This is a genomic window from Pseudomonas sp. 32_A, from assembly GCF_017490905.1.
GTDB classification, from domain to species: domain Bacteria; phylum Pseudomonadota; class Gammaproteobacteria; order Pseudomonadales; family Pseudomonadaceae; genus Aquipseudomonas; species Aquipseudomonas inefficax.
Genome location: NZ_JAFGYI010000011.1, coordinates 71,368 through 85,532 on the forward strand (window position 1 = coordinate 71,368; position 14,165 = coordinate 85,532).

Below are 14,165 nucleotides of genomic sequence, written 5' to 3' on the forward strand. Positions count from 1 at the left end.
GGGTAAACCCGCTCCCACAGGTACTGCACAGGTTTCGAAAGCTGTGGAGTACTTTGTGGGAGCGGGTTTACCCGCGAAGAGGCCGGCACAAGTTAATGGTGCTTGCGCGGCACCGGCTTGAGCAGCTCATCCGGCGGCATTTCACACTTGATCTTGCGCCCCAGCAGCTCTTCGATCGCCGGCAGCTGGTACGAGTCGTCTTCACCGGCAAAGCTGATCGAAACACCACTGGTGCCTGCACGGCCGGTCCGGCCAATGCGGTGCACGTAGTCGTCCGGGTCTTCCGGCAGGGTGAAGTTGATCACGTGGCTGATGCCATCGATGTGAATGCCACGCCCCGCCACGTCGGTGGCCACCAGCACGGTGATGCGCCCTTCGCGGAAGCTCTCCAGGGTACGGATACGCTTGTGCTGCGGCACATCGCCCGACAACTGCGCGGCGTTGATGCCATCGCGCACGAGTTTTTCCTCGATACGCCGCACTTCGTCCTTGCGGTTGGCGAACACCATTACCCGTTCCCACTTGTTCTGGGTCACCAGGTTGTACAGCAGCTTGTACTTGTCGCTGCCGGCCACCGCATAGACGTGCTGTTCCACCGTTTCGCTGGCAACGTTCTCCGGCTCGATTTCGACGATGGCCGGGTTGGTGGTCCACTGCTTGGCCAGGTTCATCACGTCGTCGGTGAAGGTGGCGGAGAACAGCAGGGTCTGGCGCTCGCTTTTCGGCGGCGTCTGGCGAATGATCTGGCGCACCTGGGGGATGAACCCCATGTCGAGCATGCGGTCGGCTTCGTCCAGCACCATCACCTCGACCATGTCCAGGTGCACCTCACCGCGCTGGTTGAAGTCCAGCAGGCGGCCCGGAGTGGCCACCAGGATGTCGCAATGGCGCGCTTCCAGGGCCTTGAGCTGCTTGTCGAAGTCCATGCCGCCGACGAAGCTCATCACGTTCAGGCCGGTGTACTTGGTCAGGGCGACGGCATCCTTGGCGATCTGCACTACAAGCTCGCGGGTGGGCGCGATGATCAGCGCGCGTGGCTCGCCCATGTAGCGTTCCTTCGGCGGCGGCGTCTGCTGCAGCTGGGAAATGATCGAGATCAGGAACGCCGCAGTCTTGCCGGTACCGGTCTGGGCCCGGCCGATGGCGTCCTGGCCACGCAGGGTGTAACCCAGCACCTGTGCCTGGATCGGCGTGCAGTACGGGAAGCCCAGGTCGTGGATGGCGTGCATCAGTTCGTTGGACAGCTTGAAGTCGTGGAAGCGGGTCTTGCCTTCCTGCGGCTCGACCACGAAGTCTTCCGGTTTCCACAGGCTGGCCTGTGGTTTGGGTTTGCGCTCGCGACGCGGTTTGTCCTTGGCCGGCTTGTCGGCGGCTGGCGTAACGGCGGCAGGCTGTTCGGCCAGGGGAGCGGGGTTGGCGCGTGGCGCGGCCGGTTTTGCCGCAGGCCTGGCATCGCTGGCGGGCGCAGGCGGCGACACGCTGGCAGCAGGAGCGACGGCCTGTGGCGCGGCGTCTCCCTTGCCGAAAATTTTCTTGAGTGCCTTGAGCACGATCGTCTCGTCAACTGGTTAAGGAATGTACGCCGGGCAGTGTAATGCAAGTTTCGGGCGCGGCGTAGTGGAATAGCCTTACAACTACAGGCGGCTGCGGCTTATTGCAGTTGTTCGGCCAGCCAGTGGTGGATGTCGTTCAGCTCTTCCACCACCACTTCATGTTCCATCGGGTATTCGTGCCAGCGGGCGGCGACGCCCCAGGTGTTCAGGTACTCGAAGGCGGTGCGGCCCATGGAAGGGATGACCACCGGGTCGTGCACGCCGTGCAGGCACAGGGCCGGGGTGCGTTGCTGGCAGGCGCTCAACTGATGCTGGTCGTTGAAAGTGGGGGCGTAGGTGGACAGGGCGATCACGCCACCCAGCGCTTCTTGCCACTTTATATACGCAGTGTGCAGTACCACCGCGCCACCTTGGGAGAAGCCGGCCAGGAAGATCCGCGACAAGCTGATGCCTTTGGCCTGCTCGGCCTTGATCAGGCCAATGAGCTGCTCGGCCGATTCTTCCAGCTGCGCTTCGTCGATGGCGCGGGCCGGGGTCATGGCCTTGATGTCGTACCAGCTAGGCATGGCGTAGCCGCCGTTGATGGTTACCGGGCGGGTGGGAGCCTGGGGCATGACGAAACGGGTACCCAGCAGGCGCTCCTGCATGAATTCGGCGACTGGTAGGAAGTCGTAACGGTCGGCACCCAGGCCGTGCAACCAGATCACACAGGCATCTGCGGTTTTCTGCGGTTCGAGAATCAGCGGGTTGGTCATGACTGCTCCGAAAGTGTGCGGGTCTTGTTATGGCGTGCGTAAAAAGAAGGCGCTGCAAATGATTGTCGGAAAAAGAATGTCGCAACGATACAACTTTCCCTACTTGACGAGCGCTTAAACGCTACAGCCAGCGAAGCTGGTACGCGCTTTGCAATCCAACCTGTGATGCAAAGGGCAGGCCGCGACGGTAACACCCTTTGCACGCGAAGGCTGTCACAGAACAGTCCATTGCGCCAATTGACCCAATAACAAGCCAATACGGGTCGGATACGCCTCAAAAGGGTGCGGTGCAATTCCGGCTCGATACAACAAGAGCGATTTGGAGGTTGTGAATGAAGATGTTGAAAACCACCCTGGCAGTCCTGACCGCTGCCGCCGCGCTGGGCGCCGTGAGCAACGCCCAGGCCGGCGCCACCCTCGATGCGGTAAAGAAGAAGGGCTTCGTCCAGTGTGGCGTGAGCGATGGTCTTCCAGGCTTCTCGGTACCTGATGCGCAGGGCAAGATCGTGGGTATCGATGCCGACGTGTGCCGCGCCGTGGCAGCCGCCGTGTTCGGCGACGCCAGCAAGGTCAAGTTCAGCCAGCTCAACGCCAAGGAACGCTTCACCGCGCTGCAGTCGGGCGAAGTCGACGTGCTGTCGCGCAACACCACCTGGACCAGCTCGCGTGATGCCGGCATGGGCCTGGTATTCGCCGGTGTTACCTACTATGACGGCGTCGGCTTCCTGGTCAACAAGAAACTGGGGGTCTCCAGCGCCAAGGAGCTCGATGGCGCAACCATCTGCATCCAGGCCGGTACCACCACCGAGCTGAACGTGTCGGACTTCTTCCGCGCCAATGGCCTGAAGTACACCCCGATCACCTTCGATACCTCTGACGAAAGCGCCAAGTCGCTGGAGTCCGGCCGTTGCGACGTGCTGACCTCGGACAAGTCGCAGCTGTTCGCCCAGCGCTCCAAGCTGGCCGCGCCGACCGACTACGTGGTACTGCCGGAAACCATCTCCAAGGAACCGCTGGGCCCGGTAGTACGCAAGGGCGACGAGGAGTGGTTCAGCATCGTCAAGTGGACCCTGTTCGCCATGCTCAACGCCGAAGAGGCAGGCATCACCTCGAAGAACGTCGAGGCCGAGGCCAAAGGCACCAAGAACCCGGACGTCGCCCGCCTGCTGGGTGCGGACGGCGAGTACGGCAAGGACCTCAAGCTGCCCAAGGACTGGGTAGTGCAGATCGTCAAGCAAGTCGGCAACTACGGCGAAGTGTTCGAGAAGAACCTGGGCCAGGGCACCGACCTGAAGATCGACCGTGGCATGAACGCCCTGTGGAACAACGGCGGCATCCAGTACGCGCCACCAGTGCGCTGATGGTTGCACCCTGCGGCGGCATCCCGCCGCCGCAGGCTGTTCGGAACCCTACTTTCCGGGGCACTTCATGCAAAATCGAATCGGCGCACAAAAGGGTTTATCCCTGAGCGATCCACGTGTGCGCGCGTGGCTGTTCCAGATTCTCACGATAGTCTTCGTGGTGGGTCTGGGCTGGTATCTGTTCCACAACACGCAAACCAACCTGCAACACCGGGGCATCACCTCGGGCTTCGACTTCCTCGACCGCAGTGCCGGCTTCGGCATCGCCCAGCATCTGATCCCCTACGTGGAATCCGACAGTTATGCGCGGGTTTTCGTCATCGGCCTGCTCAACACCCTGCTGGTGACCTTCATCGGCGTGGTGCTGGCGACAATCCTCGGCTTCATCATCGGTGTGGCGCGGTTGTCGCCGAACTGGATGATCAACAAGCTGGCGACCGTGTATGTGGAAACCTTCCGCAACATCCCGCCGTTGTTGCAGATCCTGTTCTGGTACTTCGCCGTGTTCCTGACCCTGCCGGGACCGCGGGGCAGCATCAATATCGACGACACCTTCTTCATCAGCAACCGTGGCCTGAACATGCCCGGCGCGTCCATGGCCGAAGGCTTCTGGCCGTTCGTCGTGGCCCTGGCCCTGGCGCTGCTGGCCATCGTGGCGATGGTGCGCTTTGCCAACAAGCGCTTCGACGAGACCGGCGTGCCATTTCACAAGTTCTGGGTGGGGCTGGCGCTGTTCATCGCCATTCCGGGCGTTTGCGCACTGCTGTTCGGCAGCCCGGTGCACTGGGAAGTGCCGCAATTGAAAGGATTCAACTTCGTCGGTGGCTGGGTACTGATCCCCGAGCTGCTGGCGCTGACCCTGGCGTTGACCATCTACACCGCTGCATTCATCGCCGAGATCGTGCGCTCCGGTATCCGTTCGGTCAGCCATGGCCAGACCGAGGCCGCGCGCTCGCTGGGCCTGCGCGAGGGCCCGACCCTGCGCAAGGTGATCATTCCCCAGGCACTGCGGGTGATCATTCCGCCGCTGACCAGCCAGTACCTGAACCTGGCGAAGAACTCGTCGCTGGCAGCCGGTATCGGCTACCCGGAGATGGTCTCGCTGTTCGCCGGTACCGTGCTCAACCAGACCGGTCAGGCCATCGAGGTGATCGCCATCACCATGAGTGTCTATCTCGCCATCAGCATCAGCATTTCGCTGCTGATGAACTGGTACAACAAGCGCATTGCGCTGATCGAGCGGTGAGGATACGCCTGTGAATGCCCATGTTTTCAAACCCGACATGCCGCCACCGGTGAAAACCGTCGGCGTGCTCGCATGGATGCGTGCCAATCTGTTCTCCAGCTGGCTCAATACCCTGCTGACCCTGTTCGCCATCTACCTGGTGTGGCTGATCGTGCCACCGTTGCTGCAGTGGGCGTTGCTTGACGCCAACTGGGTCGGCACCACCCGCGCCGACTGCACAAAGGAAGGCGCCTGCTGGGTGTTCGTGCAGCAGCGCTTCGGCCAGTTCATGTACGGCTACTACCCGGCCGAGTTGCGCTGGCGCGTGGACCTGACCGTGTGGCTTGCCGTGCTTGGCGCCGCGCCGCTGTTCATCAAGCGTTTCCCGCGCAAGGCCTTCTACGGCCTGGGCTTCCTGGTGCTGTACCCGCTGCTGGCCTACACCCTGCTGCACGGGGGCGTACTGGGCCTGGAAAACGTACCGACCAGCCAGTGGGGCGGGCTGATGCTGACCCTGGTGATCGCCACCGTGGGCATTGTCGGCGCGTTGCCGCTGGGCATCCTGCTGGCCCTGGGCCGGCGCTCGAAGATGCCGGCGGTGAAGGTGGTGTGCGTGACCTTCATCGAGTTCTGGCGCGGCGTACCGCTGATCACCGTGCTGTTCATGTCGTCGGTGATGCTGCCGTTGTTCCTGCCTGAGGGCATGAGCTTCGACAAGCTGCTGCGGGCCATGATCGGTGTGATCCTGTTCCAGTCGGCATACATCGCCGAGGTGGTGCGCGGCGGCCTGCAGGCCATCCCCAAGGGCCAGTACGAAGCCGCCGCGGCCATGGGCCTGGGCTACTGGCGTGCGATGGGCCTGGTGATTCTGCCGCAGGCGCTGAAGCTGGTGATCCCCGGCATCGTCAACACCTTCATTGCCCTGTTCAAGGACACCAGCCTGGTGATCATCATCGGCCTGTTCGACCTGCTGAACAGCGTCAAGCAAGCCGCCGCCGACCCGGCCTGGCTGGGCATGGCTACCGAGGGCTACGTGTTCGCCGCCCTGGTGTTCTGGATTTTCTGTTTCGGTATGTCCCGCTACTCCATGCACCTGGAGCGCAAGCTGGACACTGGCCACAAGCGTTAGGAGTTTCGAAATGAGTGAAGCGATCAAGCAGCCTGCCGGCCCCGAAGGCATCATCCAGATGCAGGGCGTGAACAAGTGGTATGGCCAGTTCCATGTGCTCAAGGATATCAACCTGAATGTGCGCCAGGGCGAGCGCATCGTGCTGTGTGGGCCATCCGGCTCGGGCAAGTCCACCACCATCCGTTGCCTCAACCGCCTGGAAGAGCACCAGCAGGGGCGCATAGTGGTCGATGGCGTGGAGCTTACCAACGACCTCAAGCAGATCGAGGCCATTCGCCGCGAAGTGGGCATGGTGTTCCAGCACTTCAACCTGTTCCCGCACCTGAGCATTCTGGAGAACTGCACCTTGGCGCCGATGTGGGTGCGCAAGATGCCACGGCGCAAAGCCGAGGAAATTGCCATGCACTACCTGGAGCGGGTGCGTATCCCTGAGCAGGCGCACAAGTACCCGGGGCAGTTGTCCGGTGGCCAGCAGCAGCGTGTGGCGATTGCCCGCGCGTTGTGCATGAAGCCGAAGATCATGCTGTTCGACGAACCGACCTCGGCGCTGGACCCGGAAATGGTCAAGGAAGTGCTCGATACCATGGTGGGCCTGGCCGAGGATGGCATGACCATGCTCTGCGTGACCCACGAGATGGGCTTTGCCCGGACCGTGGCGAACCGGGTGATCTTCATGGACAAGGGTGAGATCGTCGAGCAGGCGGCGCCGGATGACTTCTTCGACCGGCCACGCAGTGACCGGACCAAGTTGTTCCTGAGTCAGATCCTGCATTGATGCTGTAGGGGCCCCTTCGCGGGCACGCCCGCTCCCACAGGTACTGCACAGGGCTTGAGGCCGGTGTTATCACTGTGGGAGCGGGCGTGCCCGCGAAGGGCCGCAAAGCGGCCCCGTTTTTTACTTCTCTTCCTTGGCGACTGCCGGCGCCGGTGGCGGCCGCAGCCCCACTTCGGCGATCAGCTTCAACTGCTGCCCATTGCGCATCACCTCGATGGTGATCTTCTCGTTGGGCTTGATCCGCGCCACCTGGTTCATCGACTTGCGCCCGTCACCGGCCGGCTCGCCGTTGATGCTCAGGATCACGTCACCCAGCTGCAACCCGGCCTTTGCCGCCGGCCCTTCGCGGAAGATACCCGCCACCACGATGCCCGGGCGGTCCTTCATGCCGAACGATTCGGCCAGTTCCTGGCTCAGCGGCTGTACTTCGATGCCCAGCCAGCCACGGATCACCTGGCCGTGCTCGATGATCGACTTCATCACCTCCAGTGCCAGTTTCACCGGGATGGCGAAACCGATGCCCTGCGAACCGCCGGACTTGGAGAAGATCGCCGTGTTGATGCCGATCAGGTTGCCGTTGGCATCCACCAGCGCACCGCCGGAGTTACCCGGGTTGATCGCCGCATCGGTCTGGATGAAATCCTCGTAGTTGTTCAGGCCCAGCTGGTTGCGGCCAGTGGCGCTGATGATGCCCATGGTCACGGTCTGGCCGACCCCGAACGGGTTGCCGATGGCCAGCGACACGTCGCCGATGTGAATGGTGTCGGAGCGGCCGATGGTGATCGCCGGCAGGCTCTTCAGGTCGATCTTCAGCACCGCCAGGTCGGTTTCCGGGTCGCTGCCGATGACCCGGGCCAAGGTCTCGCGGCCATCCTTCAGAGCCACGACGATCTGGTCGGCGCCGCTGGTGACGTGGTTGTTGGTCAGCAGGTAGCCCTCGGGGCTCATGATCACCGCCGAGCCCAGGCTCGACTCCCAGCGGCGCTGCTTGGGCAGGTTGTCACCGAAAAAGCGGCGGAACTGCGGGTCTTCGAACAGCGGGTGGGCGCTCTTGTTCACCACCTTGGTGGTGTACAGGTTGACCACCGCCGGGGCGGCCAGGGTCACGGCGTCGGCGTAGGATACCGGGCCCTGCATGATCCGCGAGGTCTGCGGCGCCTGCTGCAGGTTGACGTCCTGGCTGGGCAGGCCGACCCATTCCGGGAAGCGCTGGATGATCAGCATGGCGATCAGTACGCCGGTAAGCAGGGGCCAGCCAAAATAACGCAAAGCCTTGAACATGAATGAATCCTGGAAAGAGCCGGGGACGGTGACCGTGCGGTGGGGCATGAGCGCGCGCGATCATACACCGGTTCCCCCAGTGCCGGCGACGGCCCATAATGGCCGGCATTATACGGGCGTTGCATGGGCGTTGTGCCCGAGAAGAACGCAGATTTCGAGGAGATTTTCATGGCTGTCGCTCTGAACACCCTGGTCGAGGAAGCCGAGCGTTACCTGGGCAGCGCGAAGATCCAGGATTATTGCCCCAATGGCTTGCAGGTCGAAGGCCGGCCGCAGGTCAGCCGCATCGTCAGCGGCGTTACCGCCAGCCAGGCGTTGCTGGATGCGGCAGTCGAGGCCGAGGCCGACCTGGTGCTGGTGCACCATGGCTACTTCTGGAAGGGTGAGAACCCGTGCGTCACCGGCATCCGGCAGCGCCGGCTGAAGACCCTGTTGAACAACGACATCAGCCTGCTGGCGTTCCACCTGCCGCTGGATGTGCACCCGGATGTGGGCAACAACGTGCAACTGGCGCGGCAGCTGGACATCACCGTCGAAGGTCCGCTGGATCCGGAGAACCCCAAGGTGGTCGGGCTGGTCGGCTCGCTGGCCGAGCCGATGACCGCCCGCGACTTCGCCCGGCGGGTGCGTGAGGTGCTGGGGCGTGAGCCCCTGTTGGTCGAGGGTGAGCAGATGATCCGTCGGGTCGGCTGGTGCACCGGGGGCGGGCAAGGCTACATCGACACGGCGATCGCGGCCGGAGTGGACCTGTACCTGACGGGCGAGGCATCGGAGCAGACCTACCACAGCGCCCGCGAGAATGGCGTCAGCTTCATTGCCGCCGGGCACCATGCCACCGAGCGCTATGGGGTGCAGGCGCTGGGTGATTACCTTGCACGGCGGTTTGCCGTGGAGCACCTGTTCATCGATTGCCCGAACCCGATCTGACATCGGCGTCGCCTTCTTCGCGGGTAAACCCGCTCCCACAGGGATAGTGTTGATCCCAGGCCTGCGGGATCCCTGTGGGAGCGGGTTTACCCGCGAAGAGGCCAGGCCTGCTGGCCCAAACCCACAGTCATATCGTTAGACTTTTTCGATCTAGCCAGCCTCCTAAATAGAAGAAGCCGCTGTGATAAAGTGGCTCGCTCGAACACGGCCCGCAGGCCGTCCATAAGATCGTTTTTCGTGAGTAGCCATGGTCGACAAACTGACGCACTTGAAACAGCTGGAGGCGGAGAGCATCCACATCATCCGCGAGGTGGCCGCCGAGTTCGACAACCCGGTGATGCTGTACTCGATCGGCAAGGATTCCGCCGTGATGCTGCACCTGGCGCGCAAGGCCTTCTTCCCGGGCAAGCTGCCGTTCCCGGTGATGCATGTCGACACCCAGTGGAAATTCCAGGAGATGTACAGCTTCCGCGACAAGATGGTCGAGGAAATGGGCCTGGAGCTGATCACCCACGTCAACCCCGAGGGTGTGGCGCAGGGCATCAACCCGTTCACCCATGGCAGCTCCAAGCACACCGACATCATGAAGACCCAGGGCCTGAAGCAGGCGCTGGACAAGCACGGTTTCGATGCTGCCTTCGGTGGTGCGCGCCGCGACGAAGAGAAGTCGCGGGCCAAGGAGCGCGTGTATTCGTTCCGTGACAGCAAGCACCGCTGGGACCCGAAGAACCAGCGCCCCGAGCTGTGGAACGTGTACAACGGCAAGGTCAACAAAGGCGAGTCGATCCGCGTCTTCCCGCTGTCGAACTGGACCGAGCTGGACATCTGGCAGTACATCTACCTCGAAGGCATCCCGATCGTGCCGCTGTACTTCGCCGCCGAGCGTGAAGTGATCGAGAAGAATGGCACCCTGATCATGATCGACGACGAGCGTATTCTCGAGCACCTCTCCGAGGAAGAGAAAGCGCGCATCGTCAAGAAGAAGGTGCGTTTCCGTACCCTCGGCTGCTACCCGTTGACGGGTGCTGTCGAGTCGGAAGCCGAAACGCTCACCGACATCATTCAGGAAATGCTCCTGACGCGCACTTCCGAGCGCCAGGGCCGGGTCATCGACCACGATGGCGCCGGTTCCATGGAAGACAAGAAACGTCAGGGCTACTTCTAATTTTCAGGGCTACTCCATGTCGCACCAATCCGATTTGATCAGCGAAGACATCCTCGCTTATCTGGCTCAGCACGAGCGTAAAGAACTGCTGCGTTTCCTCACCTGCGGTAACGTGGATGACGGCAAGAGCACCCTGATCGGGCGCCTGCTGCATGACTCGAAGATGATCTACGAGGACCACCTCGAGGCCATCACCCGTGATTCGAAGAAAGTCGGCACCACCGGCGAGGAAGTCGACCTGGCGCTGCTGGTCGACGGCCTGCAGGCCGAGCGCGAGCAGGGCATCACCATCGATGTCGCCTACCGCTATTTCTCCACCGCCAAGCGCAAGTTCATCATTGCCGACACCCCGGGCCACGAGCAGTACACCCGCAACATGGCCACTGGCGCGTCCACCTGCGACCTGGCGATCATCCTGGTCGACGCCCGCTACGGCGTGCAGACCCAGACCCGCCGCCACAGCTACATTGCCTCGTTGCTGGGCATCAAGCACATCGTGGTCGCGGTCAACAAGATGGACCTCAAGGGCTTCGATCAGGACGTCTTCGAGTCGATCAAGGCCGACTACCTGAAGTTCGCCGAAGCCATCAACCTGACCCCGAGCAGCCTGCACTTCGTGCCGATGTCGGCGCTCAAGGGTGACAACGTGGTCAACCACAGCGAGCGTTCGCCGTGGTACGCCGGCCCGACGCTGATGGAAATCCTCGAAACCGTCGAAGTGTCGGCCGACCGCAACTTCACCGACCTGCGCTTCCCGGTGCAGTACGTCAACCGTCCGAACCTGAACTTCCGTGGCTTCGCCGGCACCATCGCCAGCGGCGTGGTGCACAAGGGAGACGAAATCGTCGTGCTGCCGTCGGGCAAGAGCAGCCGCGTCAAGTCCATCGTCACCTACGAAGGCGAGCTGGAAAACGCAGGCCCTGGCCAGGCCGTGACCCTGACCATGGAAGACGAGATCGACATCTCCCGTGGCGACCTGCTGGTGCATGCCGACAACGTCCCGCCTGTCACCGACCAGTTCGACGCCATGCTGGTGTGGATGGCCGAAGAGCCGATGCTCCCGGGCAAGAAATACGACATCAAGCGCGCCACCAGCTACGTGCCGGGCTCGATTGCCAGCATCACCCACAAGGTCGATGTGAACACCTTGGAGCAGGGCGCTGCCAGCGCGCTGCAACTGAACGAGATCGGCCGCGTGAAGGTGTCCCTGGACACCTCGATCGCCCTGGACGGTTACGACAGCAACCGCACCACCGGTGCGTTCATCGTCATCGACCGCCTGACCAACGGCACCGTCGGCGCCGGCATGATCATCGCTCCGCCAGTCCTGCCGCACGGCAGCACCGGGCATCATGGCAAGCTGTGCCATGTGGCCACCGAAGAGCGCGCCCTGCGCTTCGGCCAGCAGCCTGCCACCGTGCTGTTCAGCGGCCTGTCCGGCGCTGGCAAGAGCACCCTGGCCTATGCCGTGGAGCGCAAGCTGTTCGACATGGGCCGTGCGGTGTACGTGCTCGACGGCCAGAACCTGCGCCACGACCTGAACAAGGGCCTGCCACAGGACCGCGCCGGCCGCACCGAGAACTGGCGCCGCGCCGCCCATGTGGCGCGCCAGTTCAACGAAGCCGGCCTGCTGACCCTGGCCGCGTTCGTGGCCCCGGATGCCGAAGGCCGCGAACAGGCCAAGGCGTTGATCGGCAAGGAGCGCCTGGTGACCGTTTACGTCCAGGCCTCGCCGCTGGCTTGCCGTGAGCGCGACCCGCAAGGCCTGTACGCTGCCGGTGGCGACAACATCCCGGGCGAAAGCTTCCCGTACGATGTGCCGCTGGACGCCGACCTTGTGATCGACACCCAGGCCACCAGCGTGGAAGAAGGCGTGAAACAGGTGCTGGATGTGCTGCGTCAGCGCGGCGCGATCTAAGCGTTAGCCTGCAAGAAAAACCCCGCTTCGGCGGGGTTTTTTGTTTCTCGTTCCCGCAGATAGAGCGCATGCTTCGGCCTCACACTGTACCTGTGGGAGCGGGTTCACCCGCGAAGCAGGCGGCGCGATGGATGGCAACGGCTGTGCCGGTGTTCGCGGCTAAAGCCGCTCCCACAGGGACTGCGCAAACTTGTGGATTTTTTAGCAAGACAGTTGCTCCCAAACGGAGCGCGCAAGTTGTTCAGATGTGTTTTTCTGACACCGGTATCACCCGCCGTTCCTTCACCGCCTTGTAGGAAAAACTCGAATAGATCTCCTTCACTCCTGGCAATCGCTGCAGCACCTCCCGGGTGAACTCGCCGAACGACTCCAGGTCCCGCGCCAGGATCTCCAGCAGGAAGTCATAGCGCCCGGAAATGTTGTGGCAGGCGACAATCTCGGGAATTTCCATCAGCCGTCGCTCGAACGCCAGCGCCATGTCCTTGGTGTGCGAGTCCATCATGATGCTGACGAACGCGGTCACGCCAAACCCCAGCGACTTGGGCGAGAGGATGGCCTGGTAGCCGGTGATGTAGCCGTTGTCTTCCAGCAACTTGACTCGCCGCCAGCACGGCGAGGTAGTCAGCGCCACCTGGTCGGCGAGTTCGGCAACGGTAAGGCGGGCGTTGTCCTGCAGGGCAGCGAGCAGGGCGCGGTCGGTGCGGTCGAGGCTCGAAGGCATGTTTTGCCCTCCTGATCCGGTAATTATTGTTTTTGTTCCAACAAGCACGCGGATGCGTGGGCCATTTTGGAAAAAATCGGGCAGCTCGGTGGCATAAGCTTATAGCAAACCACAAGAGGCTGTTGCCATGCGCGACTCCCATAACAACACCGGTTTTTCCACGCGGGCCATTCACCATGGCTACGACCCGCTTTCTCACGGTGGCGCCCTGGTGCCGCCGGTGTACCAGACCGCCACCTACGCCTTCCCAACTGTGGAATATGGCGCTGCATGCTTCGCCGGAGAAGAACCGGGGCATTTCTACAGCCGTATCTCCAACCCTACCCTGGCTTTGCTGGAACAGCGCATGGCCTCGCTGGAGGGGGGCGAGGCGGGGTTGGCATTAGCGTCGGGCATGGGCGCCATCACCTCGACGATCTGGACCTTGCTGCGCCCCGGCGATGAGTTGATCGTCGGGCGCACACTGTACGGCTGCACCTTTGCCTTCCTGCACCATGGCATTGGCGAGTTCGGCGTGAAGATTCGCCATGTCGACCTGAACGATGCCAAGGCCTTGAAAGCGGCGATCAACAGCAAAACGCGGATGATCTACTTTGAAACGCCGGCCAATCCCAACATGCAACTGGTGGATATCGCCGCCGTGGCCGAGGCGGTGCGCGGGCATGATGTGCATGTGGTGGTCGACAACACCTATTGCACGCCTTACCTGCAGCGGCCGCTGGAGCTGGGGGCGGACCTGGTGGTGCATTCGGCGACCAAGTACCTAAGTGGCCACGGTGATATCACTGCCGGCCTGGTGGTGGGGCGCAAGGCGCTGGTCGACCGCATTCGCCTGGAAGGGCTGAAGGACATGACGGGGGCGGTGCTATCGCCGCATGACGCATCACTGCTGATGCGCGGGATCAAGACCCTGGCCCTGCGCATGGACCGGCATTGTGCCAATGCCCTGCAGGTGGCTGAGTTCCTGGCTCGGCAGCCGCAGGTGGAGCTGATTCACTACCCGGGGTTGCCGTCGTTTGCCCAGTACGAGCTGGCGCAGCGGCAGATGCGTTTGCCGGGCGGGATGATTGGCTTCGAGCTCAAGGGCGGTATCGAGGCTGGCCGGCGTTTCATGAACGCGCTACAGCTGTTCGCCCGCGCGGTGAGCCTGGGCGATGCCGAGTCGCTGGCGCAGCACCCGGCGAGCATGACCCATTCCAGCTATACCCCGCAGGAGCGGGCGCATCACGGGATCTCGGAAGGGCTGGTGCGCCTGTCGGTGGGGCTCGAGGATGTGGAGGACCTGCTGGCGGATGTCGAGCAGGCATTGCAGGCTTGCAGCTAGGTGGCCTGGGCTGGCCTCTTCGCGGGCACGC

The 14,165-nt window shown here is 62.7% G+C and carries 12 protein-coding genes; 8 read left to right on the forward strand and 4 right to left on the reverse strand.

The window, feature by feature from the left end; translation table 11 throughout:
- Positions 1 to 92: 92 nt before the first annotated feature.
- Entirely contained in the window at positions 93 to 1,550 is a 1,458-nt protein-coding gene (gene rhlB / locus J5M58_RS09295) for an ATP-dependent RNA helicase RhlB (protein WP_207877960.1), read from the reverse strand.
- Positions 1,551 to 1,651: 101 nt separating this feature from the next.
- Complete coding sequence (locus tag J5M58_RS09300; RefSeq protein WP_207877961.1) at positions 1,652 to 2,308, reverse strand: alpha/beta hydrolase; 657 nt, start codon at positions 2,306 to 2,308, stop codon at positions 1,652 to 1,654.
- Positions 2,309 to 2,640: 332 nt separating this feature from the next.
- Here J5M58_RS09300 and J5M58_RS09305 point away from each other — a divergent pair, with 332 nt between their 5' ends.
- From J5M58_RS09305 to J5M58_RS09320, 4 genes are all read left to right on the forward strand, one after another.
- Positions 2,641 to 3,669, forward strand: coding sequence for an amino acid ABC transporter substrate-binding protein (locus J5M58_RS09305; RefSeq protein ID WP_085614304.1), 1,029 nt, complete (start codon positions 2,641 to 2,643; stop codon positions 3,667 to 3,669).
- Between the two features lie 67 nt (positions 3,670 to 3,736).
- Positions 3,737 to 4,915 (forward strand): amino acid ABC transporter permease, encoded by a 1,179-nt coding sequence (locus tag J5M58_RS09310; RefSeq protein WP_112250271.1) that lies wholly within the window; start codon positions 3,737 to 3,739, stop codon positions 4,913 to 4,915.
- A gap of 10 nt (positions 4,916 to 4,925) precedes the next feature.
- Positions 4,926 to 6,023 (forward strand): amino acid ABC transporter permease, encoded by a 1,098-nt coding sequence (locus tag J5M58_RS09315; RefSeq protein ID WP_046616500.1) that lies wholly within the window; start codon positions 4,926 to 4,928, stop codon positions 6,021 to 6,023.
- Between the two features lie 10 nt (positions 6,024 to 6,033).
- Positions 6,034 to 6,798 (forward strand): amino acid ABC transporter ATP-binding protein, encoded by a 765-nt coding sequence (locus tag J5M58_RS09320; RefSeq protein ID WP_003251792.1) that lies wholly within the window; start codon positions 6,034 to 6,036, stop codon positions 6,796 to 6,798.
- A gap of 120 nt (positions 6,799 to 6,918) precedes the next feature.
- On the opposite strand, the gene algW is transcribed toward J5M58_RS09320, so the two are convergent.
- Positions 6,919 to 8,079, reverse strand: a complete 1,161-nt coding sequence (gene algW / locus J5M58_RS09325) for a Do family serine endopeptidase AlgW (protein WP_112250273.1) — start codon at positions 8,077 to 8,079, stop codon at positions 6,919 to 6,921.
- Positions 8,080 to 8,247: 168 nt separating this feature from the next.
- Between algW and J5M58_RS09330 the strand changes: the two genes are divergently transcribed.
- The 3 genes from J5M58_RS09330 (at position 8,248) to cysN (ending at position 12,089) form a co-directional block, all read left to right on the forward strand.
- Entirely contained in the window at positions 8,248 to 9,006 is a 759-nt protein-coding gene (locus J5M58_RS09330) for a Nif3-like dinuclear metal center hexameric protein (protein ID WP_112250275.1), read from the forward strand.
- A 247-nt stretch (positions 9,007 to 9,253) separates the two neighbouring features.
- Entirely contained in the window at positions 9,254 to 10,171 is a 918-nt protein-coding gene (cysD, locus tag J5M58_RS09335) for a sulfate adenylyltransferase subunit CysD (RefSeq protein ID WP_003251799.1), read from the forward strand.
- A 16-nt stretch (positions 10,172 to 10,187) separates the two neighbouring features.
- On the forward strand, positions 10,188 to 12,089 hold the full coding sequence (gene cysN, locus J5M58_RS09340; protein WP_112250277.1) for a sulfate adenylyltransferase subunit CysN: 1,902 nt from the start codon (positions 10,188 to 10,190) through the stop codon (positions 12,087 to 12,089).
- Between the two features lie 241 nt (positions 12,090 to 12,330).
- On the opposite strand, the gene J5M58_RS09345 is transcribed toward cysN, so the two are convergent.
- Positions 12,331 to 12,810, reverse strand: a complete 480-nt coding sequence (locus J5M58_RS09345; RefSeq protein ID WP_085626497.1) for an Lrp/AsnC family transcriptional regulator — start codon at positions 12,808 to 12,810, stop codon at positions 12,331 to 12,333.
- Between the two features lie 127 nt (positions 12,811 to 12,937).
- Here J5M58_RS09345 and J5M58_RS09350 point away from each other — a divergent pair, with 127 nt between their 5' ends.
- The gene (locus tag J5M58_RS09350) at positions 12,938 to 14,134 is read left to right on the forward strand and encodes a methionine gamma-lyase (protein WP_112250281.1); all 1,197 of its coding nucleotides are present in this window, start codon (positions 12,938 to 12,940) and stop codon (positions 14,132 to 14,134) included.
- Positions 14,135 to 14,165 lie beyond the last annotated feature (31 nt).